The following is a 23,949-nucleotide window of genomic DNA, read 5'->3' as shown; positions in this document are numbered from 1 at the left end:
GCGATTATTCCCTGATGTGCGCGAACAGCGGCGTCGAGATGTAGCGTTCGCCGAAGTCGGGGATGACCGTGACGATGAGCTTGCCGTCGTTCTCCGGGCGCTTGGCCAGTTCGATTGCGGCCCAGACGTTCGCACCCGCGGAGATTCCGCCGAGGATGCCCTCGTCGGTGCCGAGCCGGCGGGCGACCTTGACGGCATCGTCGAAGGTGGCATCGATGATCTCGTCGTAGACTTCCGGATCGAGCACCTCGGGCACGAAATTCGCTCCGAGACCCTGGATCTTGTGCGGCCCGGGGTCTCCGCCGGTGAGGATCGGGGAGTCTTTCGGTTCGACGCCGACGATCCTCACCCCGGGTTTGCGTTCCTTGAGCCCGTGACCCACCCCGGTCAGTGTTCCGCCGGTGCCGATCCCGGCGACGAAGATGTCGACCGCGCCGTCGGTGTCCGACCAGATCTCCTCGGCGGTCGTCGTCGCGTGGATCTCCGGGTTGGCGGGGTTGGCGAACTGATCGGCTGCCACCGAGTTGTCGGTGTCGGCGATGATCTGCTTCGCCTTGGCCACCGCGCCGGACATGCCCTCGGCGCCGGGGGTCAACACGATCTCGGCGCCGAACGCGCGAAGCATCACCCGGCGCTCGGTGGACATGGTGTCCGGCATGGTGAGGATCACCTTGTACCCGCGCGCCGCACCGACCATCGCCAGCGCGATGCCGGTGTTGCCGCTGGTGGCCTCGACGATGGTTCCGCCGGGCCGCAGCTCACCGGAGCGCTCGGCGGCGTCGACGATCGCCACCCCAATGCGATCTTTGACACTGTGCGCCGGATTATAGAACTCCAACTTGGCCAGCACCTTCGCGCCGAGGCCATCGGTGAGCCGGTTGAGCCGGACGAGCGGCGTATGCCCGACCAGTTCGGTGACGTTGTCGTAGATCCTGCCCATAGGAGACCTTATCTCTCGCTGCTCGTCCGGTGCTGCGTCGTGGCCACACAAAAACAGACCCCGTAAACGATGCTAGGAGCCCGCTGCTTCGGTGCGACGAATGGCCCGGAAGAACACCTCGATTTTGACATCGACCGGGATGTGAACCCATTCGCGTACTTGCCTAGATAGCAAGTCAACTTGCTGTGGCCGCAGTGTCCCGGCACGCTCGGCTGCATGGCAGAGATCTGGGATTGCATTGTGGTGGGCGGCGGGGCGGCCGGGCTCAGCGCCGGCTTGGTGCTGGGCCGGGCCCGACGCAGGACGTTGCTGATCGACGCGGGGGAGCAGAGCAACCTGCCCGCCATCGGTATCGGCGGCCTGTTGGGTCACGACGGGCGCCCGCCGGCCGAACTGTATGGGATCGGACGCAGCGAAATCGCGTCCTATGGTGTGCAGATCCGCTCCGGCGAGGTGACCGACATCGGCCGTCTGGACGATGACTTCGTCGTGCGCTCGGCGGACGGGGCCAACGAGCGCACCCGCCGGGTGCTGCTGACCACCGGAATGGCCTACCTGCCACCGGAGCTGCCCGGCCTGGCGCCGCTGTGGGGCCGGTCGGTCTTCCACTGTCCGTTCTGTCACGGCTGGGAGGTGGCCGATCAACCACTGGCGGTGTTGGCCCGCGGTGAGAAAGCCGTGCAGCTGTCGTTGCTGTTGCGGTGCTGGAGCGACGACATCGTGCTGCTGGCCGACGGCTCGGCCGACCTCGACGACGCTGGCCGCGCCCGGCTGGCCGGTGCCGGCGTCGGGGTCGACGAGCGGCCGGTAGCGGCGCTGGATGCAGCTGACGGTGAATTGTCGGCGGTGGTGTTCGCCGACGGCAGCCGGCTGCCGCGGCGCGGGCTGCTGGTCGCGACGGGCACCCGGCAGCGCGATCGGCTGGCGGCCCAACTGGGCGTGGACATCACCGCGCCGAGCCCGGTCGCCCAAGACCCGATCGGCGTGGATCCGCTGTACCGCACCTCGGTTCCCGGGGTGTTCGCCGCCGGAGACCTGACCGGCGAGATGCCGCAGGTCGCCGTGGCGATCGCGGCGGGGGCTCGGGCCGCAGCCGCAGTGGTGCAGAGTCTGGCGGTAGGCGATGTCTGAACCGCAGCGCGACGCGCAGGAGTTCTGGGACGAGTTCTACGACGGCGACGACCGGATATGGAGCGGCTGGGTCAACGTCCACCTCGCACTGATTGCCGCCGGCCTGGCGCCGGGCCGGGCGCTGGACCTGGGCTGCGGCGAGGGCGCTGATGCGATCTGGTTGGCCGAAAAGGGTTGGCAGGTGCTCGCCGTCGACGTCTCGGCCAACGCCTTGGACCGGGCTCGGGCCGCAGCGCGGCAACGAGAAGTGCTGCCGCACATTCATTTCGAGCGGCACGATCTGTCCGACAGCTTTCCGGCCGGCCGGTTCGACCTGGTGTCGGCGCAGTTCCTACACTCCCCGGCGCGACTGGAACGCGACACGGTGCTGCGCCGGGCCGCCGAGGCGGTGGCGGCGGGCGGGCTGCTGCTGATCGTCGACCATGGTGCCGCGCCACCGTGGGCTGGGGAGCAGGCCCACGCCCACCACTTCGCCGCGGCGGAGGAGGTGCTGGCGGGGCTGCGCCTCGACCATGCGCGGTGGGAGCGGCTGCGGGTGGGCACCGCCGAGCGTGACGCCGTCGGGCCCGACGGCCAGACCGCCACGCTGACCGACAACGTGATTCTGCTGCGCCGCACGCCGAACGGCGACGTTCAAGCGGCGTCGTGAAAGATCAGCCCGAGGGTGTAGCGCTCGCCGGAGCGGACCGTCGAAACGCCGTGGCGCACCGGCGACGCCGACCAGCCCCGGGTGGAGCGCACCGGCCGGTCGCGGGTGGTGAACAGATAGCCGTGTCCGTGCGGCAACTGGGTGGCGGTGCCCCGGGACTGGGCGCGCGGCCGCTGTTCGACCAGCAGGAATTCCCCGCCGGTGTAGTCGGTGCCCGGGTCGCTGAGGTTGATCACCACCTGCAGCGGAAACACCAAGTCGCCGTACAGGTCCCGGTGCAGTGCGTTCCAGTCGCCGGGACCGTAGCGCAACATCAGCGCGGTGGGTTTGGTCTGCCCGGTCCGGTGACAGTGATCCAGCCATTCGTCGAAGTCGTCGGGCCACGGGGCGTCTCGCCGCAGCCGCGCCGCCCAGTTCCGCGCGATCGGCAGCAGGTGCGGATACAGCGCCCGTTTGAGCGCATCGACGGGATCCGGTGCCGGCGCGCCGAAGTACCGGTATTGCCCGGATCCGTAGCGCTGTTGCTGCATGTCGACGGTGGCGCGGAAGCGCTCGTCGTCCTTGTAGATACCGCGTAGCCGCGCAGCCTCCGACACCGTCAGCAGCCGCGGCAACAGCGCGCCGCCGACCTCGTCGAGTTCGGCGACGATGGCGTCCCAGTCGCCGGCGTCCACCCGCCGCTGCCACGGTGTCGTTGTCATCACCGCAAAGCCTAAGCCCGGCCGGCTCGGCGGCGGGGCGCTGGGGGTGGCTCACCGGACGGCTTGCCGGTACGGTGATCAGCGCGGACGAGTTGGCCGGGCGGCCGCGGCTCGCGAGAGTGGGTCGAGGAAAGTCCGGACTTCACAGAGCAGGGTGATTGCTAACAGCAATCCGAGGTGACTCGCGGGATAGTGCCACAGAAAACAGACCGCCACCGCGAGGTGGTAAGGGTGAAACGGTGCGGTAAGAGCGCACCAGCGTGCCGGGTGACCGGTACGGCTTGGTAAACCCCACCCGAAGCAAGGCCAAGAAGACCGCACTTCGTGCGGTCGCGCAGGTGTTCGAGGGCTGCTCGCCCGAATCTGCGGGTAGGCCGCTCGAGGTACCCGGCGACGGTGTGCCCAGATGGATGGTCGCCGCCGCACCGCGCCCGCGGTGCGGAACAGAATCCGGCTTACAGGCCAACTCGTCCGCGCTAACTCTTTGACCTGCTGATTCACCCCTCAGATGGGGTGCTGGTCCGCAATTGGTCCGCAGCAGGTTTACCGAGCACCGAATCGATAGCGTCACGGGTCCGATCATCGGAATCCGGCCACAAGTGGCTGTAGGTGTCCAGCGTCTCCACCGCGGAGGCGTGCCCGAGCCGCGCCTGCACCGTCTTCACCGACTCGCCGTGCCGGATTAACAGGCTCGCGTAGTAGTGCCTCAGCGCGTGGAATCCGGTGCCGGCCGGGAGGGTGGCCTTCCTGGCGGCTGGTCTCCACGCATGGCCGAACGTGGCTCGGGTCAGGGGCTTGCCCTTCAAGGTGAACATCAGGCCATCAGGGCCGGCGGGGAATGCCGCCAGATGCGCCGCGAGCGCGTCCACGACGACCTGGGGCAGTGGGATGACCCGGTTGCTGGCCTGCGTCTTGGGTGGCCCGAACTCCGGTGCCTTACCCTGCACCGTCACCAGTTGCCGATCCACCGTTGCTGCACGCTCAAGGAACCGCACCCGATCCACCGTCAGCCCGAAGCACTCACCCTGCCGCATCCCGGTACCCGCCGCCAAGGTGACGAGCGCCTGGAGTTCCGCCGGTAAGGCAGCCCGCACCGCCTCCACCTGCTCCGTGGTCAACGGCACCACCGGCGCTCGCTGCACCTTCGGCAGCTTGGTGCCCTCACACGGATTCGATGCGACCCGGCGATCCCGCACCGCCGACTTGAAGATCGTCGAGGCGATCCCATGAATCACCGCGACCGTGGCTGGTGCCAGCGCCAGGCCCTTAACCCATGCCTGTACGTCGCTGGGCATGATCGAGGCGAGCTGACGATCCCCGAACACCGGGTACGTGTGCCGCCGCAGCATCGTCTCGACGTGCGCCTGCGAGCTAGGTCGCTGAACCTGCATCTTGCGCCACCGCTCGGCGTAATCGCGGAAGGTGACTTCGCCCGCCCTCGGATCGACATGCGTACCGGACACCACAGCAGCGGTCTGGCCTTCAAGCCACCGGCTCGCGTCGACCTTGCGGGCGAAGCTCTTGGTGTGCTCCCGGCCGGCGTCGTCAACGTAGCGGGCCAGCCACCGCAGCCCCTTGCCGTGCCGAGAGCTGGGTGCCGTGCGCGACTCCCCGTCAACCCGAACAGTTTTCGTCCACCGATCCTCGACCCCGGCACGTCGATTACGTCGCATCATCGCTCCGACCTCTTTCCGTACGTCGACACCTTGTAGGACCGCTGCGGCATCTGGGGCACGGTCGGATCGTCAACGACCAGGAGTGCGGTTATCGCCGCGTCTATCGAGTCGACCGCGAGTTCGGCAGCCGCGACGACCACCTCACGGTTGTCGAACTCCAGCCCATCGAGTTCGGGGAACGTGTTGATCAGCGTCGTACTGATCCCGCCAAGGGTGAAACGTGCCTGCAGGGCGGCGTCGCGCACCGCGTAGAGCCGGTCACGCTCCGCAGTGGTCGCGCGCCCCATCAGCGCGTCCGTCGATACGCCGAACAAGTCCGCGAGTGCCGCGGCCTCGTCGATCCTCACCGCCCGCTCACCGGACTCGATCTTGGCAACCGTCGTCGCATAGATGCTGTGAATCCCTTTGGCGCTCAACTGTTTTGCGAGGTCGGACTGTGACAAACCGCGGCGCTCGCGTTCCCGCTTGACGCGCTCCCTAAATCGGGTCTCAACCGATGATTGCTTACCCATATTCGGAAACATACCTGTAATCGGTTGACCAGCGCAACCAACACGGACAACACTCGTGTCATTCCGCAAATCGGAACTGTACCGATATCAGGGAGGACTGTCCTTATGGACCGCAGTGAATATCTCAACTCCACCGATCTGGAGGAGTTGACCGGCACGCCCAGTTCGACCTGGCGCTATTGGGCTCACATCGGGAGCGGCCCGCCCAGCTTCAAGTTGGGCCGACGCCGCGTCTGGAAAAAGTCAACTGTCCTGTCTTGGCTCGCCGCGCAGGAGGCCGATGCCTGATGACTCAACGACAGAAAAGCCGCCCCGGCGGCGACACCGGAGCGGCTTCAAAGTCCTTGGCAGCGGACTACGACCACGGTACCGCAACACCAGTCGAGCAGGCGTGGCACGCAACGCCGATCCCGATGGCAGCTCGCGAAATCGGCCCGCAGCGGTATCACACCGCCCCCGCCGGCCTAGCCGCACGCACATTCCGTGAAGGCTTTGCCCGCGGCGGATGTGATGCCCTTCGCCGTGTGTGGGGCATCGTGCCCGACGATCTGCGCGGCCTGGTTGCCGTTATCGCCGCCGACTACGGCGGTGACGATGACTGAACTTCGCGCGGTTCCCGGTTCCGGGAACCGCTCGGGAACCGAACACAACGGCGCGGTTCCCGGTTCCCAACCCACTATGCGGGAACCGGGAACCGCAGACGAAACCTCCATCTACGTGGACGTATCCGCTTTGCTCGACGGCACGGTTCCCGACCCCCCGGAGCCGCAACTAGGCCGCCGAACCGATGGACACGCCCTGTTCTATGCCGGTCAGGTCAATTGGATCTTCGGCGACCCCGAAGTGGGCAAGTCATGGCTGTGCCTGGCGTGTGTCACCGAGGCACTCCAGGCTGGCCGGAAGGCGCTGATCATCGACCTCGACCACAACGGCGCACCGGCCACCGTTCGGCGACTGCTTGATCTCGGCGCACCCGCCCACGCACTGCGCGACCTCGACCGGTTCCGGTACACCGAACCCGAAGACCGCGCCGAGTTACGCCGTGTCATCGACGACTCCATGCAGTGGCGGCCAGCCGTCGCCTTGGTCGACTCGGTGGGCGAACTGCTGCCGATGTACGGGGCCAGCAGCAACTCCAGCGACGACTTCACCCTGGCTCACACCAACGTCCTCAAGCCGCTCGCCAAGGCCGGTGCGGCCGTCCTGGCGAACGACCACCTCGCCAAGAGCGCCGACTCCCGAGCGGCCGGCCCCGGCGGCACCGCCGCGAAGCGGCGCGCTATCGGTGGGGTTTCGCTGCGGGTCAAGATCAAGCAGCCCTTCACGCCGGGTCACGGTGGAGCCGCCACCCTGCTGATCAACAAGGATCGCCACGGCGGCCTGCGGGCACACTGCCCGGTCGGTGACCGGGAACCGGTCGCGGGCACGTTCAAGCTGCTTGCCTTCACCGATGGCGTGCTGGAGTGGGCCATCTATCCGCCCGCTGATGGTGAGCGCAATGAGGACGAAGCCGCACCCACTGCCGACGTGAACGCGATCGCCGAACTCGACCCACCGCCGGAAACCGTCGAGGACGCCCGAAAACGCCTGGCATGGCAGAAACAACGCACCGTCAACGCAATGCGCACCTGGCGCACCACCACCGAGAAAGGAAACCCCGCATGACCGACAGCGAGATCGACCTTGTAGATGGCACCGTCCTCGCCTACCAGGCCAGCCCGCATGAGGGCCTGGTGTACGTCACCGTCACCGGCCCCGACGAGGACCAGCCGATGATCGTCATGTTCGACCGCGACGACCTCGACGCCCTCAACCGAGCACGCACGGAACTCAAGCGGGGGCCGGCTGAACCCGACCCCGGTTCGGTCCTGCAGATCCTTGCCGCTTCCCGCGCCGACCAATTCGTCTACGACCGGGTGGAGTACAGGTACAACGCACTGGAGGAAAAGTGGTTGGCGTGGGGGCGTGTCGACATTGACGAAGATTGCGCGCCTGACGGAGAGCTGTGCACCCGGTGCAACGGCTACCACAACCCGCAACCCGGCACCACATTCGTGACGGCACGCAACTGGTGGTCGAAATGACACCCGAAGCCCAGGCCGAGATCGACGGCATCCACGCTGCCCTCACCGCCGCCACTGCCTACCACGACGGCAACATGGGTGCCCTCCAGGCCATCCTCACGATGCACCGCACCGACGCCCTTCCTCTGGTGTTCGGCCTGCTCGGTGCATTCGACAGCCTGCTGAGATCCGTGCCGGGGGAGCCGCACGAGATCCTGCAGATCCTCCGCAACGTCGTCCTGCGCACCGAGGCGGGTGGTGGACGATGACCCTGCGCCCCTGCCTGCGGTGCGGTGAGCCGTCACCGCGCAGCCACTGCGATGAGCACACCCCGAAGCACCCGCCTAAGTCACCTCGCAACCACGGCTACGACGCCGCCTGGGATCGACTGAGCCGCCGTGCTCGTCGACTGCAGCCGTGGTGTTCGGGGTGTGGATCGACCGAGGATCTGCAGTGCGACCACAAGCCGAGCGCGTGGCAGCGCAAGGCCGAGGGCAAGGCGGTCCGACTGGCCGACGTGGACGTGCTGTGCGGCCCGTGCAACCGCGCAGCCGGCGCAGCCCGCGGCAACGCCCTGACCAGGGGGGATGCCCCGAGGGGGGCCAAAGAGGCACCCGTGCCCAAGGCAGAATTTGAGTTACTCACTCGGCGGGAGGGGTGAAACCGTGCCTCAGATCCGCGAGTGTTTCCGCCGGCGCGCGCTGAGTCTCGGACTGCCGAGTTTTTATGAGACTGATTGCGACATCAGTCATGCCGAGCGCGAGGCCCAACGCATTGCGGGCGAGATCGTAATCGCTTTCCGCGTGAGCGCTAAGAAATTCTTCCAGCGCTTCGGCGGTGCCCGGACCGTAGCCCATTCCTGCTTCGGATTCGAGAAGGTGGCTGTGGAGGTAGTCCAATGCCTTCTGAGCCGCCTCGTGCTGGTCCGGTGTCAGCTCCCGCATTCGGAGATTCTCACATGAGGGCGGGACCGAAGGGCACGGTAACGGCTGATCCGCTAGTCCTGACCGGCTGGCCGACCGCCAGGGCGAAGCGCCGCGAGCGGTTCATCACCGACTACTTGATCACCCCGCGAGGAGTCGGGGCCAAGGAGCCGTTCAAGCTGCGCCCGTTCCAGCGGGAGATCATCACGGGCGCGTTCGGTCCCGGTATCCGCACCGCCCTGGTGAGCTTGCCGAGGGCCAACGGAAAAACCATGCTGGCGGCCGCGTTGGGCCTGGCCGAACTATTCGTTGGGGATGCGTCGGCCGAGGTGCTGGTCGTCGCCAGCGACCAGCGGCAGAGTGCCATCACGCTGAAGTACGCCAAGCGCATGGTGGAGCTCAACCCGGAGCTGGCCGAGCGGGTCCAGGTCTATGTCGACCGGCTGTACTTGCCCGAAAACGACGCCACGCTGCTGCCGCTGCCAGCCGAACCCGGTGCCCTGCACGGTCACGACCCGAGCCTGCTGATCGTGGATGAGCTGCACGTCGTCACCGAGGCAGTCTGGGAAGCCGTCACCAGCGTGACCGGCAAGCGACCCGAGAGCCTGACCCTGGCGATCTCGACGCCGGCCAGCTCGCCCGACAGCATCATGTGGCGGCTCGTCGAGCATGGTCGCTCCGGCAGTGACCCGACGTTCTATTTCCGTGAGTACGCCGCCCCGGACGGGTGTGCGGTCGACGACCGGAAAGCCTGGAGGGTCGGCAACCCGGCGCTGGCGTGCCGTGACCCGTTCTTATCGGAGGACGGCCTGGAGGCTGCCCGGAAGACGATCCGAGAGCCGGTGTTTCGTCAGCTTCGTCTCGGCCAGTGGGTGACTGGCGTGGAGTCCTGGTTGCCGTGGGGAGCCTGGACCGACTGTGCCGTTGACCGCCGGGTACCGCCGGGGGAACGGGTGGTGCTCGCGTTCGACGGCAGCGCCAGCGGTGACTCCACCGCCCTGGTCGGCTGCACCCTCGACGGCCATCTGTGGGTTGAGGGTCTGTGGGAGAACCCCGGCGACCCGCGCTGGCGCGTACCCCGTGAGGACGTGTCCAACGCTGTCGACGTCGCGTTCGACCGCTACGACGTCGCCGAGCTGGCCTGTGACCCGTGGGGGTGGCGATCTGAGATCGAATCCTGGGCGCAGCGGCACGGTGAGAAGCGGGTGCTGGAGTGGAATACCGGTGCCGCGCAGCGGATGGCCCCGGCCACCGACCGACTGTTCCAGGCGGTGACGACACGCGCTGTCACCCACGACGGCGACGAACGCCTGGCCGCCCACATCGCCCACTGCGTAGCCAAGCGCACACCGATGGGCGACCTCGTATCCAAGGACAAGCGAGGCTCTCCCCGCAAGATCGACGCCGCAGTGGCCGCCATCGTCGCGTTCGACCGTGCCGCCTGGCACACAACCAAAAACCGCAAGAGAACAAGGAGTTTCGCATGACCGATCAACTGACCTACCTACTTCAGAAGCTCGATGCCTCAGCGCATCGCTACGCCGAGCTGGACAAATATTACGAGGGCCGGCAACCGTTGGCGTTCCTGTCGCCGGAGGCCCGCACGGCGCTGGGCAGCCGCTTCGGGCGCATGGCCAGCAACATCCCGCGCCTGGCGGTGACCGCCCTGGCCGAACGGCTGCGGATCACCGGCTTCTCCGATCCGGCACTGTGGGCCGATTGGGTGCGGTGCGACCTCGATCAGACATCGGGCACCGCGCACCGGGAGGCCCTGCTGCTCGGTGACGCCTACGTGATCGTGTGGGCGGATCGGCTTGGCCGGCCAGCGGTGTCGGTGGAGTCCGCCAAGCAGGTCACGGTCATGACCGATCCGGGCACCCGGCAGATCACCGCGGCGGTGAAGCGTTGGGAGGACCGGATCGCCAAGACCTCGACCGCAGTCCTGTACGAGCCGGATCGGATCACCCGCCTGGTCGCCAATCAGATCGGCGCGGTCGGGTCGGGCTTCAAGGTCGTTGACGAGATCGCCAACCCGCTCGGCACGGTCCCGGTCGTGCGGCTGCACAACTCTGATCGCATCCTCGACCGCCACTGGCACAGCGAGTTCGACGGCCGCGGGCACTCCGAGATCGACGACCTCATACCACTGGTCGACGCACTGAACAAGAGTCTGGCCGACCTGATGACCACCAGCGAGTACGTCGGCCGGCCCCGACGGTGGGCGACCGGCATCGAACTCACCGAGGAGCCGGTCCTCGACGAGGACGGCAACGAGACGGGTGAGACGGTAGAGGTCAATCCGCTGCCCGAGTCGCATCGCATGATGATCTCCGAGAGTCCTGACTCAAAGTTCGGCCAGCTCCAAGCCGCCGACCTCCAGGGCTACGAGGCCAGCGTCCGGGTCATCCTCGGCCAAATCATGGCGGTATCAACACTTCCCGCGCATTACGTCGGGGTGTTCACCGACAACCCGGCCAGCGCCGACGCGCTACGTGCCGCCGAGGCATCACTGACGGCCCGCGCTGAGGCACGACAGGCCACGTTCGGCCGGTCCTGGGAGCAGGTGGCCAAGCTGATGATCGCCGTCCGGGATGGTCGTGATCCGCAGTTGATCGACGACGTGCGGGTCCAGTGGGCTGATGCCGCAACCCGATCCGTCGCCCAGGAGGCCGACGCCGTAGTGAAGCTGCACCAGGCTGGTCTGCTGCCGGTGTCGACGGCGCTGGCGAAGCTCGGATACTCCGCCGACGAGATCGCCGAGATCAGGGTGGCCCGCCGCGCTGAAGCCCTCGACACCGCTGGCCTCGACCTTGGCAGGCCAGCATGACCCTGATCGGCGAATACCAGGCCGCCACGATGCAGCTGGCGAACGCGACCCGTGACCGGGCGACCGGACTGTGGGTCGCACATACCGATGGCGACCTCGTGGAGGACGTGGCCGCCGACCTGATCGCCCAGGCGGTGAACGTCGGGATCGCCAGGGCGGTCGGGCTGGCCGACCGCTGGTTGTCACGGCAGATCGAAGAAGCCACCCGTCAGCCGACCCCGACGACCGGCATCACCCCGCGCGATCACTTCCCGCGGCTACGCAAGGCGGTGGGCACGATCTTCGGCCGGTTCCGACACAAGGAGATCGACGCCGACGCGGGTCGGATGCAGACCGGCCGGGTCGGGCATTCCGAACCCCTGGAGGCCGGTCAGCGGGCCACGACCGAGGCAATGACCAAACAGGTGTTAGTTCAGGGATGGGTCCGCGAGTTCGACGACGATCCCTGCCAGCTCTGTACGTGGTGGGCCAGGGGCGGCCGCATCTGGCCGGCGGATCACCCGATGCCCACACACCAGGGCTGTAACTGTTCTCAGCGCATCGTGCTGGCCGAACACATCAAGGAAACAAAGTTCACAGAAAGGTTGCACCGCAATGGATAACGACATCACCACCGAACCCGACGAGGCTGTCGAACAGGTCGACACCGAGGCCCCGGAAACGTCAGGTGACGAAACCGAGGACGACACCTTCCCCCGCGAGGTTGTCGAGAAGCTGCGCCAGGAGAACGGCAAGTATCGCCAGCGGGCGCAGCGGGCCGACGATCTGGCTCATCGGCTGCACACCGAACTGGTGAGGGCCACCGGCCGCCTCGCCGATCCCAGCGACCTCGAGTTCGACGAGGACCATCTTGCCGACCCCGACAAATTGGCTGGTGCGGTCGACGAGCTGCTTACCGTCAAGCCGCATCTGGCGTCACGGCGACCGGTGGGCGACATCGGTCAGGGCCAGCACGGCAACGGTGGCGGCGACTTCTCCCTGCTGGGGATGCTCAAAGAACGAACCTAACCCCCGGGGGGTATATGATGAAGGGGTCGCGCCTGGTGTGCGACCCCTTCACTGTCCTGGCGGCACGGGTATTCCGAATCCCATCGCAAACCGTTAGGACAACCCATGACCATCGAAGTCACCGGAGACAACTCCACTCTCATTCAGTCCCAGGTCGCCAGCCTGCTCGTGCAGCCACTGGAACAGGCCAGCACGTTCCTGGCCGCCGGCCCCGTCGTCCTCGACTCCAGCAGCCCCGTGCGCGTTCCCCGCATCACCAGCGGTGTCAGCGCCGGATTCGTCGCCGAGGGCGCCCAGATCACCGACGGCGACGTCGGTTTCGACGAGGTGACCCTGCTGCCGTCCACCCTGAAGGGCCTCAAGGTTCTGGTCCGCCTGTCCAACGAGCTGATCCGCACCAGCGTGGTCGGCCTGGAGGCCGTGCTGCGGACCCGCCTGGTCACCGACGTGGCCAATGCCCTCGACACCGCCCTGTGGGACGGTGCAGGCACCACGAACTCCGTCAAGGGCATCTTCAAGGCCAGCGGGATCGCCACCGGCACCCTGGACCTGGCAGACCCCGACAGCCTGATCGACGGCCTGGCCAAGGCCCAGGGCAATCACGTCAGCCCGTCGCACTGGGTGATGACCCCGGCCAGCTTCGCCGCGATCCGCAAGATCAAGGTCGGCACCACCGACAAGCGGTACGTGATCGACCCCAACACGATCCAGAACGGCACCGACCTGCGGCTGCTTGGCCTGCCGGTGATCGTCACCGACCGCATCCCCAACAGCGGTACCGCACCCGGCAAGGCCCGTGTCGGGCTGGTCGACTTCTCCAAGGTGGTCGTTGCCCGCGACGTGAACGCCGAGGTCAAAATCCTCGACCAGACCTGGGGTGACTACGACTCCATCGGCATCCGCGTGGTCAGCCGCTGGGACGTGGGCCTGCTGCAGGACAAGGCCGTCACCCTGCTGACCGAGGCCTGATAGTGGCCGAGGTCGACCCGGCCGACGTGACCGCGCTGGCGGCCGGCGATCTTGAGCAGATCGTCAGCGTGATCACGATCATGGCCAAGGCCTACACCCGCGGCAACGGCTTCAGCAACGGCGAGCCCAACGACGAGCTGGCCGCGGTGGTCACCACCGCCGCGGCCCGCCTCGCCGCCAACGGCGCACAGATCGCGGTCGACGAGACCGCCGGAGTGTTCAGCCGATCAATCCGTGGTGGCTTCACCGGCTGGTCGCTGGCCGAGCAGTTCGTCCTCAACCGGTACCGCGTTCGGGCGCAGTAGATCGAGCGGTTCCCGGTTCCCAACACCTATTGCGGGAACCGGGAACCGCCTCGCAGACCAGGCGGGCCGGGTGTCAACCGGGGGAGCCATGACCCGGCAAGGGCACTCCATGACGGGCACCTTTCCCCCGAGCGTGTACCTGCACCCGGCCCGCCAGTCCGCAGTCAGTCCGCAGCAGATTTAGCCGCGTCCATCGTTAGCCAACACAACCAACGCCTTGACCAGCACTGCGCCAACATGACCAACGGCAGCAAACGCAACAAAAGCCCAGCGACCAAATTCCGGCTTACAGGCCAGCTCGTCCGCCCCGTAGGTTTGACCAGTGCGTTCACCCATTGACGCTCTCGCCGTGCCGGATCAACCGGCTGGCGTAGTAGTGGCGGAGCAAGTGCAGGCCTGAGCGTGGGGGAAGCGGATCCGGTTGCTGGCGGCCGTTTTGGGTGGCGCGAGCTTCGAGCCGTGCCCAGCACCGTCACAAGTTGACGGGCCACCGTCATCCCGGGCTGATCGGCGGCCTGCGCGAGGGAGCATTGCGGGTTAACTTGTCGTCCATGACGAATGAAGAACGACTCCGGCAGATAGCCAGGGACGTATTCCCGGACTGGTCGCGGCCGCCCAGGATCGTGGTTGAGCAGATCGGCGAGCTGGTTAGGCGATGGCCGGTTGATGGCTTCGCACGCGAGATGCTGCCGGATCAGCAGCGCCGTCTTGTGTGGATCGACGGGCACGCGATCGGACAGCTGGACTACATCGCGGACGCTGCGGAGGAGCAGGATCTCGTTGCGCTGATCCGGCCGCTGAGCCAGGTCATCGGGGTCGAAGTCAACGCCTATGGTCCGGCGGACACTTTCGGGGAGCGAACGTACCGGCGCGCAGTGGTGGTGCGCTTTGCATCCGGGAATCCGATCGAGGTCGACACGACCCAACACACGAACGACAGTCTTCGTGGCAGCGCCGACCGGTTCATCGATCGGGTACTGGGCGCACTGGCGGGCACATCCGCCGGGGACTAGGCGCCCTCTCAGTAGAGGACCGCCCGCAAGCGTGCTGGCTGGCGGCGGAGGATGGCCTTCATGCGCCTGCGGCCGGCTTCGGCTTTGAACACCTCGGCGTCGGTGGTGACGATCCCGGGGTTAGTGCGCTCATGGGTATTTCCCTTCCGGCTTGGCTGAGTTGGCGTGGTCGACAGTGGCTCGATCAGCGGGCGATGGCTGGTCATTGATTGTTCGTGAAATACCTTTTGATGCAGTGTATTTCGTTGGTTGGTCGGTGTCAGCATCCGACCGGGGCGGGGCCACGTGTCCCCGCCGGGGAATGCCAACGTGGTGCACCGGCCGAAAGGGCCCGGGTTCTCTCGCTGGTGGGCTTGGCGGTGGACGGTCGTCGAGTTCGCACGTGCCCAGATGTGGCCGTGTGCGGCGTTCACCGCGGCGGGATTACAGGCCGGCTCGTCCGCCCCGTAGCACTGCCATCGACTCGGCGAGTTCGTCGAGCGCCTGATCGAGTTGGGCCCGGCAGGTGCGGGCGATGTCGCGTTCCTGCTGGTAGAGCAACCCGTAGGTGAAGGTGTCCTCACCGGCTGCTTCGGCGGCCCGAGACTCGGTAAGCAGATGTTCCCGGCTGACCACACTGTCCTGATGCTCGCCGAGCAGGTTCTGGATCGTCTTGGCCTGCTCCTCGATCGAGGGTGCACCCATCGCCGCCGCGGTGTAGCGCAGCCGCTTGGCCGCCTTGCGGATCCGGTGCAGCGCTTCGTCGTCGTGGCCGGTACCGCCGACCCGGGTGGCCTTGGCGGCCTTGCGCACCCGCCGATAGGCGGCCGCGACGGTCGCGGTGTCGCTGCCGGCCGACTCGTCGGCCGGGGCGGTGCTCTGCCCGGCGGCCACGGTCTCAAGGCCGGCGAGCAGTCGGCGATACCGGGGCGAGTCCAGCGCGGCCACCGATTGCGCCCACCCGGCCCGGTAGCGCTGCGCGGCGGCGTCCACCAGTCGTTCGGCGACCCGCCCCCGCACCAGTGACGGTGCGATCCGGTGGAGTGCCCGCCGGTAGCGCTGGGCCAGCACTTCGGCGTCCCGCGCCGTGCCGAGCACCCCGGCCAGCCAGCGCAGCTCGTCGTCGAGCCTCGCTGAACCGCGGTGTTCGTGCGGCGGTCCCAGCTTCGCCTCTCCTTCGTCGAGCCTCGCTGAACCGCTGTGTTCGTGCGGCGGTCCCAGCTTCGCCTCTCCTTCGTCGAGCCTCGCTGAACCGCTGTGTTCGTGCGGCGGTCCCAGCTTCGGCTCTCCTTCGTCGAGCCTCGCTGAACCGCCGGGAACGGCCCGCAGCAGGCTGCGGATCCGGCGGATGCTCACCCGCAGCTGATGCACCGCGTCGTCGGCATCGGCCCGCACGGCGCGCTCGATCACCGGCAGCGAAGCGACCTGCTCGGCAATGGCGCAGCGGATCGGATCGCCCGCGTTGTCACCGGCCATAGCTCAGCGTGTCACACCGCGAGTGGCGCCGTGTCAGAAGCAGTGCTCCTCGGCGGGGAAGGTACCGGCCGACACCTCGTCGGCGTACCGGGTTGCCGCACGGTGTAATTCAGCGCCGACATCGCCGAAACGCTTGACGAACCGGGCGGTCTTGCCGGTGGTCATCCCGGCCATGTCCTGCCATACCAGCACCTGCGCGTCGCAGTTGGGTCCGGCGCCGATCCCGACGGTGGGAATGGTCAGCTTGCCGGTGATCTGGGTGGCCAGTTCGGCGGGCACCATCTCCATCACCACGGCGAACGCACCGGCCTCGGCGACGGCGATCGCATCGTGGATGGTCTGCTCGGCGGCGTCACCGCGACCCTGCACCCGGAAACCGCCGAGGGTGTTGACGCTCTGCGGGGTGAAGCCGATGTGCGCCATCACCGGGATGCCGGCCGCCGACAGCGTCGCGATCTGCTCGGCCACCCGCTCTCCGCCTTCCAGTTTGACCGCGTGGGCGCCGCCCTCCTTCATGAAGCGGGTGGCGGTGGCCAGCGCCGCCGCCGGTCCGCCCTCATACGAGCCGAACGGCAGGTCGGCGACCACCAGTGCATGCGGGGCGCCGCGCACCACCGCCCGGACCAACGGGATCAGTTCATCGATGGAGATCGGCACGGTGCTGTCGTAGCCGTAGACCACGTTGGCCGCCGAGTCGCCCACCAGCAGCACCGGGATGCCGGCATCGTCGAAGATCCGGGCCGTGGAGTAGTCGTAGGCCGTGAGCATCGCCCACTTGCGGCCCTCGCCTTTCAGCTGTTGCAGATGATGAACGCGGGTCTGCGGAGCAATGCGGGTCGGTTGGGGCTTGTCATCGCGCGAAGCGCCGTAAACGTGCTCAGACATCGTTGTCCCTCGAATTGGTCGGGTCGATCCTCGAAGCCCTGCGCAGGGTCCCCGGGTCGTCTGACATCAGCCAGTGTGCCACCTGCCGCGGTGCTGCTGAACCACCAGGTGGAGTGGATTTCCTCACACCCGAACCGGCCGGCCCGATCAGCGGCGGGCCTGCTCGACGCCACGCGCTGAGCGACCGGGTGCCCGGAGCCGACCGACCGTGCATGGCAGCATGTGGTGTCATGACCCCGCCGACCCGCCGCGACAGGATCGCGCGTACGACTCTGACCTGCCTCGCGATCGCGATGGTGGCGCTCACGGTCGGCAGCTGCACCAGGATGACGCCGGGGCACGCGGTATTGGCCGCGCCGCGGGTCGGCCAGCCGGTGCAGTGGGACAAGTGCCGGTTCACCGCCGACACCAACATCAAGGTGCCCGACGACGCCCAGTGCGGATTCATCGCGGTTCCGGTCGACTACTCCGACACGCAGGGCGCCGTGGCCCGGCTGGCCATGATCCGGTTCCCGGCCACCAAGGACAAGATCGGCTCGCTGGTGATCAACCCGGGCGGGCCGGGCGAGTCCGGCATCGAAACCGCGGTGGGTCTGGTCACCACGCTGCCGCGCAAGGTCCGCGAGCACTTCGACCTGGTCGGCTTCGACCCGCGGGGGGTGGCGTCGAGCCGGCCGGCGGTCTGGTGCAACTCCGACAAGGAGAACGACCGGCTGCGGGCCCTCAACCAGGTGGACTACAGCCCCGAGGGCGTGGCACGCATCGAGAACGAGACCAAGGAATACGTCGAGCGCTGCCTGGAGAAGACCGGCAAGGAGTTCCTGGCCAACGTCGGCACCGTCAACGTCGCCCGTGACCTCGACGCGATCCGGGCTGGGCTGGGCGACGAGAAGCTGACCTACCTGGGATATTCCTACGGCACCCGGATCGGCTCGGCCTATGCCGAGGCCTTCCCGCAGAATGTGCGCGCGATGATCCTCGACGGCGCGGTCGACCCCAACGCCGACCCGATCGAGGAGGACCTGCGCCAGGCGCAGGCCTTTCAGGGCGCCTTCGACGACTTCGCGGCGGACTGCGCCAAGGAGCCGGAGTGCCCGCTGGGCACCGATCCGGACAAGGCCGTCGACGTCTACCACAGCCTGGTCGACCCGCTGGTGGACAAGCCCGCCAGGACCAAGGACCCGCGCGGGCTGTCCTACAGCGACGCCATCGTCGGGACCATCATGGCGCTGTACTCGCCGACGTTCTGGACGCACCTCAACGACGGGCTGTCGGATCTGGCCGGCGGGCGCGGCGACATCATGCTCAGCCTGTCCGATCTGTACATGCGCCGCGACGCCAAGGGCCAGTACACCAACGCCACCGACGCCCGGGTGGCGGTCAACTGTGTCGACCAGCCGCCGATCACCGACCGCGCCAAGGTGATCGACGAGGACCGGCGGTCGCGTGAATTGGCGCCGTTCATGAGTTACGGGAAGTTCACCGGTGACGCGCCACTGAGCACCTGCGCGTTCTGGCCGGTGCCCCCGACCAGCGAGCCGCACACCATCTCGGTGCCGGATCTGCCGCCGACGATGGTGGTGTCGACCACCCGTGACCCGGCCACCCCGTATCAGGCGGGTGTTGACCTGGCCAAGCAGTTGCGCGGCGGCCTGCTGACGTTCAACGGAACCCAGCACACGGTGGTGTTTCAGGGCAACGAATGCGTCGACGGGTTCGCCACGCGTTACCTGATCGAAGGCACGTTGCCGCCGACCGATGCGAAGTGCTGAGCGCTGCTACGCTTCGCGGTATGGACCGTCAGAAGGAGTTTGTGCTCCGCACGCTGGAGGAACGCGACATCCGCTTCGTCCGGCTCTGGTTCACCGACGTCCTGGGATACCTGAAGTCGGTCGCGATCGCACCGGCTGAGCTCGAGGGTGCCTTCGAGGAGGGCGTGGGCTTCGACGGTTCGGCGATCGAGGGCTTCGCCCGGGTCTTCGAATCGGACATGGTCGCCCACCCCGACCCGTCCACGTTCCAGCTGCTGCCGTGGACATCGGACGCCGGCCGGCAGTACTCGGCCCGGATGTTCTGCGACATCACCATGCCGGACGGGTCGCCGGCGTGGGCGTCGTCGCGGCACGTGCTGCGCCGGCAACTGGCCAAGGCCGGCGAGCTGGGCTTCGCCTGCTACGTGCACCCCGAGATCGAGTTCTTCCTGCTTGAGCCCGGCCCGTACGACGGGTCGACGCCGGTACCGGCCGACGACGCCGGCTACTTCGACCAGGCGATCCACGGCTCGGCCGCGAACTTCCGCCGGCACGCGATCGAGGCGCTGGAAACCATGGGCATCTCGGTGGAGTACAGCCACCACGAGAACGCCCCGGGTCAGCAGGAGATCGACCTGCGCTACGCCGACGCGCTGTCGATGGCCGACAACGTGATGACGTTCCGCTACCTGATCAAAGAGATCGCGCTCAAAGAAGGAGTGCGGGCATCGTTCATGCCCAAGCCGTTCCGCGAATACGCCGGTTCGGCCATGCACACCCACATGAGCCTGTTCGAGGGCGAGGTCAATGCCTTCCACAGCCCAGATGACCCACTGCAGCTTTCCGATACCGCCAAGTCGTTCATCGCCGGAATCCTCGAGCACGCCAACGAGATCAGTGCCGTCACCAACCAGTGGGTGAACTCCTACAAACGGCTGATCCACGGCGGGGAGGCGCCCACCGCGGCATCCTGGGGTGCCTCCAACCGGTCGGCGCTGGTGCGGGTACCGATGTACAGCCCCCACAAGACGTCGTCGCGGCGCGTCGAGGTGCGCAGTCCGGACTCGGCGTGCAACCCCTACCTGACCTTCGCCGTGCTGCTGGCCGCGGGGCTACGCGGGGTGGAGAAGGGCTACGAGCTCGGCCCGGAAGCCGAGGACAACGTGTGGGCGTTGACGCCCGAGGAACGCCGGGCGATGGGCTATCGGGAACTGCCCGGCACCCTGGAGCGCGCCCTTTCCGAGATGGAGAACTCCGAGCTGGTCGCAGAAGCGCTGGGGGAGCAGGTTTTCGACTTCTTCCTGCGTAACAAGCGCCAGGAGTGGGCCAACTACCGCAGCCACGTGACCCCCTACGAGCTGCAGAACTACCTGGCGCTCTAGTCCGGACGCCTCGTGGCCTATCCCGGAGCGCAGCGCCGCAAGCTGCCCAGCGTCGGGCGGCTCGGTTTGGTCGACCGGTACGCCGCGGCGGACCTGACGGCACTGGGGTGGTACAGCGCCTACACCCAACCGCACGTCGACGTGCTCTGGGCACTGTCGCGGGCACCCGACGCCGACGTCGCGCTGCGCACCCTGGTCCGGCTGTCGGAGACGCCGGGAATCGACTGGGCCGAACTGAGTGCGGCGTTGCTGGCCGACCGCGGTCTGCGCGGGCGGCTGTTCGGGGTGATCGGATCCTCACTGGCACTGGGTGATCACCTCATCGCCCACCCGCAGTCGTGGAAGCTGTTGGCGACCCCCGAGGGAGCCGAAGGCGCTGACGGGGTGATCACGTTGCCGTCGGCGGATGCGTTGCGCGCCATGTTCGCCGACTGCATCGCCGAGACGACGGACGGCGGCTGCATCGAGCGGCTGCGGGTGCTCTACCGCGACCGGCTGCTGGTGTTGGCGGCGCTGGATCTGGCGCCGACCGTGGAGCCACTGCCGGCGCTGCCGTTCGTGGCCGTCGGGGCGCACCTGGCCGACCTGGCCGATGCCGCGCTGGCTGCCGCCCTGCAGGTGGCCGAGCGGAACGTGTGCGGCGCGGACGACACCGCCGTCGTGCCGCGGCTGGCCGTGATCGCGATGGGCAAATCCGGTGCGCGGGAACTGAATTACGTCAGCGACGTCGACGTCATCTTCGTCGCCGAGGAAGCCGACGCGGTGAGCAGCCGGGTTGCCGGCGAGCTGATGGCGGTGGCCGGTGAGGCGTTCTTCGAGGTCGATGCCGGGCTGCGGCCGGAGGGCCGGCAGGGTGCGCTGGTGCGGACGCTGGAGTCGCACATCGCCTACTACCAGCGGTGGGCCAAGACCTGGGAGTTTCAGGCGTTGCTCAAGGCCCGCCCGGCCGCCGGTGATGCCGAGCTGGGGCGAGCCTACGTCGACGCGCTGCTGCCGATGGTGTGGACCGCTTGCGAGCGTGAGGATTTCGTCGCCGACGTGCAGGCAATGCGCCGGCGGGTGGAACAGCTGGTGCCCGCTGAGATCCGGGACCGGGAGATCAAGCTCGGCAACGGGGGACTGCGTGATGTGGAGTTCGCGGTGCAACTGTTGCAACTGGTCCACGGTCGCGGCGACGAGTCGCTCCACGTGGCCTCCACCGTCGACGCCCTGGCGGCGCTGGGCGCCGGCGGCTACATCGGCCGCGAGGACGCGGCCACCCTGACCGCGTCGTATGAGTTCCTCCGGCTTCTCGAACACCGGCTGCAGTTGCAGCGGCTCAAGCGCACCCACATGCTGCCGCCGCCCGACGACGACGAGGCGTTGCGCTGGCTGGCCCGCTCCGCCCACGTCCGCCCGGACGCCCGCCATGATGCGCTGGGAGTGCTGCGCGAGGAGCTCAAGGCGCAGAACCTGCGGGTATCACGGCTGCACGCCAAGCTGTTCTACCAACCGCTGCTGGAAGCGGTCGGACCCGCGGGTCTGGAGCTGGCCGGCGGTCTGACGCCCGGCGCCGCCGAGCGGCAACTGGCCGCGCTCGGCTATGACGCGCCGCAGAACGCCTTGACGCACCTGGCGGCGCTGACCAACCAGAGCGGCCGCCGCGGGCGGGTGCAGACGGTGCTGCTGCCCAAGCTGCTCTACTGGCTGTCGGACACCCCCAATCCCGATGCCGGGCTGCTGGCCTACCGGCGGCTCAGCGAGGCGTTGGCCGCCCACCGCTGGTATCTGAGCACGCTGCGCGACAGCAGCGCCGTCGCCAAGCGGCTGATGCGGGTGCTGGGCACCTCGGCTTATGTTCCGGAACTGTTGTTGCGCGCGCCGGATGTCCTGCTGGCCTACGGCGACGGGCCTGCCGGGCCGAAGCTGCTGGACCCCGAGCCGGACGCGGTGGCGCGGGCGCTGATCGCCTCGGCGGCCCGCCACGCCGATCCGGTGCGCGCGATCGCCGCCGCTCGCAGCCTGCGCCGTCACGAGCTGGCCCGGGTCGCCTCGGCGGACCTGCTGGGCATGCTCGATGTCCGCGACGTCTGCGCGGCGTTGACGTCGGTGTGGGTGGCGGTGTTGCAGGCCAGCCTGGACGCGATCATCCGGGTCAACCTGCCAGACGGCCAGGCGGAGTCGGCTCCGGCACGGATCGCCGTCATCGCCATGGGGCGGCTCGGCGGGCGGGAGCTGGGCTACGGCTCGGACGCCGACGTGATGTTCGTCTGCGAGGCCAACGAACAGGTGGCGGGGGTGAGCGATGCCGACGCGGTGCGCTGGGCGACGTCGATCGCCGAGCAGGTCCGGGCACTGCTGGGCACCGCCAGCGCCGACCCGCCGCTGCAGGTGGACATCAACCTGCGGCCGGAGGGCCGCAGCGGCCCGCCGGTGCGCACCCTGGCCTCATATGCGGCCTACTACGACCAGTGGGCGCAGCCGTGGGAGATCCAGGCGTTGCTGCGGGCGCACCGGGTCGCCGGCGATGCGGACTTGGGCCGCAGGTTCCTGCTGATGGTCGACCGCACCCGGTACCCCGCCGGCGGGGTGTCGGCCGATGCGGTGCGGGAGATCCGCCGGGTGAAGGCCCGAGTCGACGCCGAGCGGCTGCCGCGAGGCGCCGATCCCAACACCCACACCAAACTGGGCCGCGGCGGGCTGGCCGACGTCGAATGGACCGTGCAGTTGCTGCAGCTGCGCCACGCACACGAGGTCCCGGCGCTGCACAACACGTCGACGCTGGAGACGCTGGACGCCATCGCCGATGCCGGGCTGGTCGACGAAGACGACGTGGACCGGCTCCGGCAGGCCTGGCTGACCGCGACCCGGGCCCGCAACGCGCTGGTGCTGGTGCGGGGCAAACCGACCGACCAGCTGCCCGGGGCGGGGCGGGCGCTCAACGCGGTGGCGGTGGCCGCCGGCTGGCCCGGCGGTGACGGCGGTGAATTCCTGGACAATTATCTGCGGGTGACGCGGCGCGCGAAGGTTGTGGTGCGCAAGGTATTCGGAGACTAGAAGGAGTACGTTTGTGGTGCAATTCAGGCCGGGCTCGAACGTGCCGACGATCAGTACCGATGAGAGTGCGCGGTTGTTGGAGCGTTACGGACCACTGGCGCAGGCGGTGCGCGAGCTGATCGACGCCACCATCCGCACCCAAACCGACGACACCACGGCTCGCGAGGTGACCGCTCAACTGCGCGAGCTGACCGAGCGGCTGCAGGCCGATACGCTGAGCGACTCGCCCGGAATGCGTTACGTGGTCGACGGGCGGCCGCTGGCATGGGGCAACGCCGTGATCGGGCTGCGCAACCCGATCGCTCCTCCGCTGGTGATCGAGCACGGCGAAAACGGTCACTGCTGGACCGATTTCCATCTCGGGGCGGCCTACGAAGGGCCGCCGAGCCTGGTCCACGGCGGGGTCAGCGCCCTGGTCCTCGACCACCTGCTGGGGGAGGCCGCCAGCGACGGCCTGACCAAGGCGCTCTACACCGGCACCATCACCGTGAAGTACTTGCGCGGCACCCCGCTGGGGCCGTTGCACGCCGAAGCCTCGATCTACCGCAAGGAGGGCTTCAAGACCTATGCCCGCGGGCACATCTCCGACGCGTCCGGGGTGACCGTGGAGGCCGACGGGGTCTTCATCATGCCGTCCTGGGCCCGCGACGCGGTGGAGTGAGGGCTGGCGCAGCAGTCGGGGAGAATGCGTTGCGCAGGAATTCTTCGGATGGACCTGATCAT

25 protein-coding genes, 1 other RNA gene and 1 pseudogene are annotated in these 23,949 nt (G+C 67.9%); 18 read left to right on the top strand and 9 right to left on the bottom strand.

The annotated features are described in order from the left end of the window. Positions 1-4: 4 nt before the first annotated feature. Positions 5-940: a cysteine synthase A gene (gene cysK, locus G6N19_RS01065; protein ID WP_013828605.1), complete on the bottom strand. Its 936-nt coding sequence runs from the start codon at positions 938-940 to the stop codon at positions 5-7. Between the two features lie 216 nt (positions 941-1,156). Here cysK and G6N19_RS01060 point away from each other — a divergent pair, with 216 nt between their 5' ends. Both G6N19_RS01060 and G6N19_RS01055 read left to right on the top strand, forming a co-directional pair. Next, on the top strand, positions 1,157-2,071 hold the full coding sequence (locus G6N19_RS01060) for an NAD(P)/FAD-dependent oxidoreductase (RefSeq protein ID WP_041317687.1): 915 nt from the start codon (positions 1,157-1,159) through the stop codon (positions 2,069-2,071). Then, positions 2,064-2,720, top strand: a complete 657-nt coding sequence (locus tag G6N19_RS01055) for a class I SAM-dependent methyltransferase (protein WP_193465609.1) — start codon at positions 2,064-2,066, stop codon at positions 2,718-2,720. The genes G6N19_RS01060 and G6N19_RS01055 overlap by 8 nt, the downstream gene beginning before the upstream one ends. Here G6N19_RS01055 and G6N19_RS01050 read toward each other — a convergent pair. Then, a complete protein-coding gene (locus G6N19_RS01050; protein WP_041317691.1) occupies positions 2,705-3,421 on the bottom strand; it encodes a 2OG-Fe(II) oxygenase in 717 nt (238 codons plus the stop codon). The two genes, G6N19_RS01055 and G6N19_RS01050, sit on opposite strands and share 16 nt — an antisense overlap. Positions 3,422-3,509: 88 nt before the next feature. Here G6N19_RS01050 and rnpB point away from each other — a divergent pair. Beyond that, an RNA gene (gene rnpB / locus G6N19_RS01045) (RNase P RNA component class A) lies at positions 3,510-3,895 on the top strand. A gap of 23 nt (positions 3,896-3,918) precedes the next feature. Here rnpB and G6N19_RS01040 read toward each other — a convergent pair. After that, on the bottom strand, positions 3,919-4,887 hold the full coding sequence (locus tag G6N19_RS01040) for a tyrosine-type recombinase/integrase (protein ID WP_232062474.1): 969 nt from the start codon (positions 4,885-4,887) through the stop codon (positions 3,919-3,921). Positions 4,888-5,093: 206 nt separating this feature from the next. Next, positions 5,094-5,678, bottom strand: a complete 585-nt coding sequence (locus G6N19_RS01035) for a helix-turn-helix domain-containing protein (RefSeq protein WP_193465608.1) — start codon at positions 5,676-5,678, stop codon at positions 5,094-5,096. Positions 5,679-6,022: 344 nt separating this feature from the next. Between G6N19_RS01035 and G6N19_RS01030 the strand changes: the two genes are divergently transcribed. The 4 genes from G6N19_RS01030 to G6N19_RS01015 are packed head-to-tail and all read left to right on the top strand — an operon-like array spanning position 6,023 to position 7,941. Beyond that, positions 6,023-6,211 carry a hypothetical protein gene (locus tag G6N19_RS01030; protein ID WP_193465607.1) on the top strand — a complete coding sequence of 63 codons (189 nt, stop codon included), beginning with the start codon at positions 6,023-6,025 and terminating at the stop codon, positions 6,209-6,211. Continuing rightward, positions 6,204-7,274, top strand: coding sequence for an AAA family ATPase (locus G6N19_RS01025; RefSeq protein WP_193465606.1), 1,071 nt, complete (start codon positions 6,204-6,206; stop codon positions 7,272-7,274). The genes G6N19_RS01030 and G6N19_RS01025 overlap by 8 nt, the downstream gene beginning before the upstream one ends. Further along, a complete protein-coding gene (locus G6N19_RS01020) occupies positions 7,271-7,693 on the top strand; it encodes a hypothetical protein (protein ID WP_193465605.1) in 423 nt (140 codons plus the stop codon). Before G6N19_RS01025 ends, G6N19_RS01020 begins: the two co-directional genes overlap by 4 nt. Then, entirely contained in the window at positions 7,690-7,941 is a 252-nt protein-coding gene (locus G6N19_RS01015; protein ID WP_193465604.1) for a hypothetical protein, read from the top strand. Before G6N19_RS01020 ends, G6N19_RS01015 begins: the two co-directional genes overlap by 4 nt. Before the next feature lie 372 nt (positions 7,942-8,313). Here G6N19_RS01015 and G6N19_RS01010 read toward each other — a convergent pair whose 3' ends face one another. After that, a complete protein-coding gene (locus G6N19_RS01010) occupies positions 8,314-8,616 on the bottom strand; it encodes a hypothetical protein (RefSeq protein WP_193465603.1) in 303 nt (100 codons plus the stop codon). A gap of 14 nt (positions 8,617-8,630) precedes the next feature. Between G6N19_RS01010 and G6N19_RS01005 the strand changes: the two genes are divergently transcribed. From G6N19_RS01005 to G6N19_RS00975, 7 genes are all read left to right on the top strand, one after another. Continuing rightward, positions 8,631-10,082: a terminase large subunit domain-containing protein gene (locus G6N19_RS01005; RefSeq protein WP_193465602.1), complete on the top strand. Its 1,452-nt coding sequence runs from the start codon at positions 8,631-8,633 to the stop codon at positions 10,080-10,082. Then, on the top strand, positions 10,079-11,422 hold the full coding sequence (locus tag G6N19_RS01000; protein WP_193465601.1) for a phage portal protein: 1,344 nt from the start codon (positions 10,079-10,081) through the stop codon (positions 11,420-11,422). Before G6N19_RS01005 ends, G6N19_RS01000 begins: the two co-directional genes overlap by 4 nt. Beyond that, positions 11,419-12,024 carry a hypothetical protein gene (locus tag G6N19_RS00995; RefSeq protein WP_193465600.1) on the top strand — a complete coding sequence of 202 codons (606 nt, stop codon included), beginning with the start codon at positions 11,419-11,421 and terminating at the stop codon, positions 12,022-12,024. The genes G6N19_RS01000 and G6N19_RS00995 overlap by 4 nt, the downstream gene beginning before the upstream one ends. After that, entirely contained in the window at positions 12,017-12,430 is a 414-nt protein-coding gene (locus G6N19_RS00990; protein WP_193465599.1) for a hypothetical protein, read from the top strand. The genes G6N19_RS00995 and G6N19_RS00990 overlap by 8 nt, the downstream gene beginning before the upstream one ends. 105 nt (positions 12,431-12,535) lie before the next feature. Further along, entirely contained in the window at positions 12,536-13,399 is an 864-nt protein-coding gene (locus G6N19_RS00985; protein ID WP_193465598.1) for a phage major capsid protein, read from the top strand. Positions 13,400-13,401: 2 nt separating this feature from the next. Next, positions 13,402-13,704: a hypothetical protein gene (locus tag G6N19_RS00980; protein WP_193465597.1), complete on the top strand. Its 303-nt coding sequence runs from the start codon at positions 13,402-13,404 to the stop codon at positions 13,702-13,704. A 551-nt stretch (positions 13,705-14,255) separates the two neighbouring features. Then, positions 14,256-14,717 carry a hypothetical protein gene (locus G6N19_RS00975; protein ID WP_081465508.1) on the top strand — a complete coding sequence of 154 codons (462 nt, stop codon included), beginning with the start codon at positions 14,256-14,258 and terminating at the stop codon, positions 14,715-14,717. An 8-nt stretch (positions 14,718-14,725) separates the two neighbouring features. Here the strand turns inward: G6N19_RS00975 and G6N19_RS00970 are convergent, their stop codons facing one another. From G6N19_RS00970 to panB, 4 genes and pseudogenes are all read right to left on the bottom strand, one after another. Beyond that, positions 14,726-14,983: a hypothetical protein gene (locus G6N19_RS00970; RefSeq protein WP_193465596.1), complete on the bottom strand. Its 258-nt coding sequence runs from the start codon at positions 14,981-14,983 to the stop codon at positions 14,726-14,728. A 157-nt stretch (positions 14,984-15,140) separates the two neighbouring features. Beyond that, the gene (locus G6N19_RS21675) at positions 15,141-15,860 is read right to left on the bottom strand and encodes a CHAD domain-containing protein (protein ID WP_408632477.1); all 720 of its coding nucleotides are present in this window, start codon (positions 15,858-15,860) and stop codon (positions 15,141-15,143) included. A gap of 159 nt (positions 15,861-16,019) precedes the next feature. Beyond that, positions 16,020-16,151, bottom strand: a pseudogene (locus tag G6N19_RS21670) (CHAD domain-containing protein); the annotation flags it as partial. Between the two features lie 54 nt (positions 16,152-16,205). Continuing rightward, positions 16,206-17,057 (bottom strand): 3-methyl-2-oxobutanoate hydroxymethyltransferase, encoded by an 852-nt coding sequence (gene panB / locus G6N19_RS00960; protein ID WP_041317696.1) that lies wholly within the window; start codon positions 17,055-17,057, stop codon positions 16,206-16,208. A 230-nt stretch (positions 17,058-17,287) separates the two neighbouring features. On the opposite strand from panB, the gene G6N19_RS00955 reads away from it, so the two are divergent. From G6N19_RS00955 to G6N19_RS00940, 4 genes are read left to right on the top strand one after another with little or no spacing between them, the layout of a single operon-like run. Further along, the gene (locus tag G6N19_RS00955) at positions 17,288-18,829 is read left to right on the top strand and encodes an alpha/beta hydrolase (RefSeq protein ID WP_193465594.1); all 1,542 of its coding nucleotides are present in this window, start codon (positions 17,288-17,290) and stop codon (positions 18,827-18,829) included. A 20-nt stretch (positions 18,830-18,849) separates the two neighbouring features. Beyond that, positions 18,850-20,190 carry a type I glutamate--ammonia ligase gene (glnA, locus tag G6N19_RS00950; protein ID WP_041317699.1) on the top strand — a complete coding sequence of 447 codons (1,341 nt, stop codon included), beginning with the start codon at positions 18,850-18,852 and terminating at the stop codon, positions 20,188-20,190. A gap of 12 nt (positions 20,191-20,202) precedes the next feature. Continuing rightward, positions 20,203-23,226: a bifunctional [glutamine synthetase] adenylyltransferase/[glutamine synthetase]-adenylyl-L-tyrosine phosphorylase gene (locus G6N19_RS00945; protein WP_193465593.1), complete on the top strand. Its 3,024-nt coding sequence runs from the start codon at positions 20,203-20,205 to the stop codon at positions 23,224-23,226. Positions 23,227-23,239: 13 nt separating this feature from the next. Next, complete coding sequence (locus G6N19_RS00940) at positions 23,240-23,887, top strand: PaaI family thioesterase (protein WP_193465592.1); 648 nt, start codon at positions 23,240-23,242, stop codon at positions 23,885-23,887. Positions 23,888-23,949 lie beyond the last annotated feature (62 nt).

The sequence above is a fragment of the Mycobacterium novum genome, assembly GCF_010726505.1.
Lineage (GTDB): Bacteria > Actinomycetota > Actinomycetes > Mycobacteriales > Mycobacteriaceae > Mycobacterium > Mycobacterium algericum.
The sequence above is the reverse complement of the archived record's forward strand: the minus strand, read 5'-3'. Positions and strand labels throughout refer to the sequence as shown.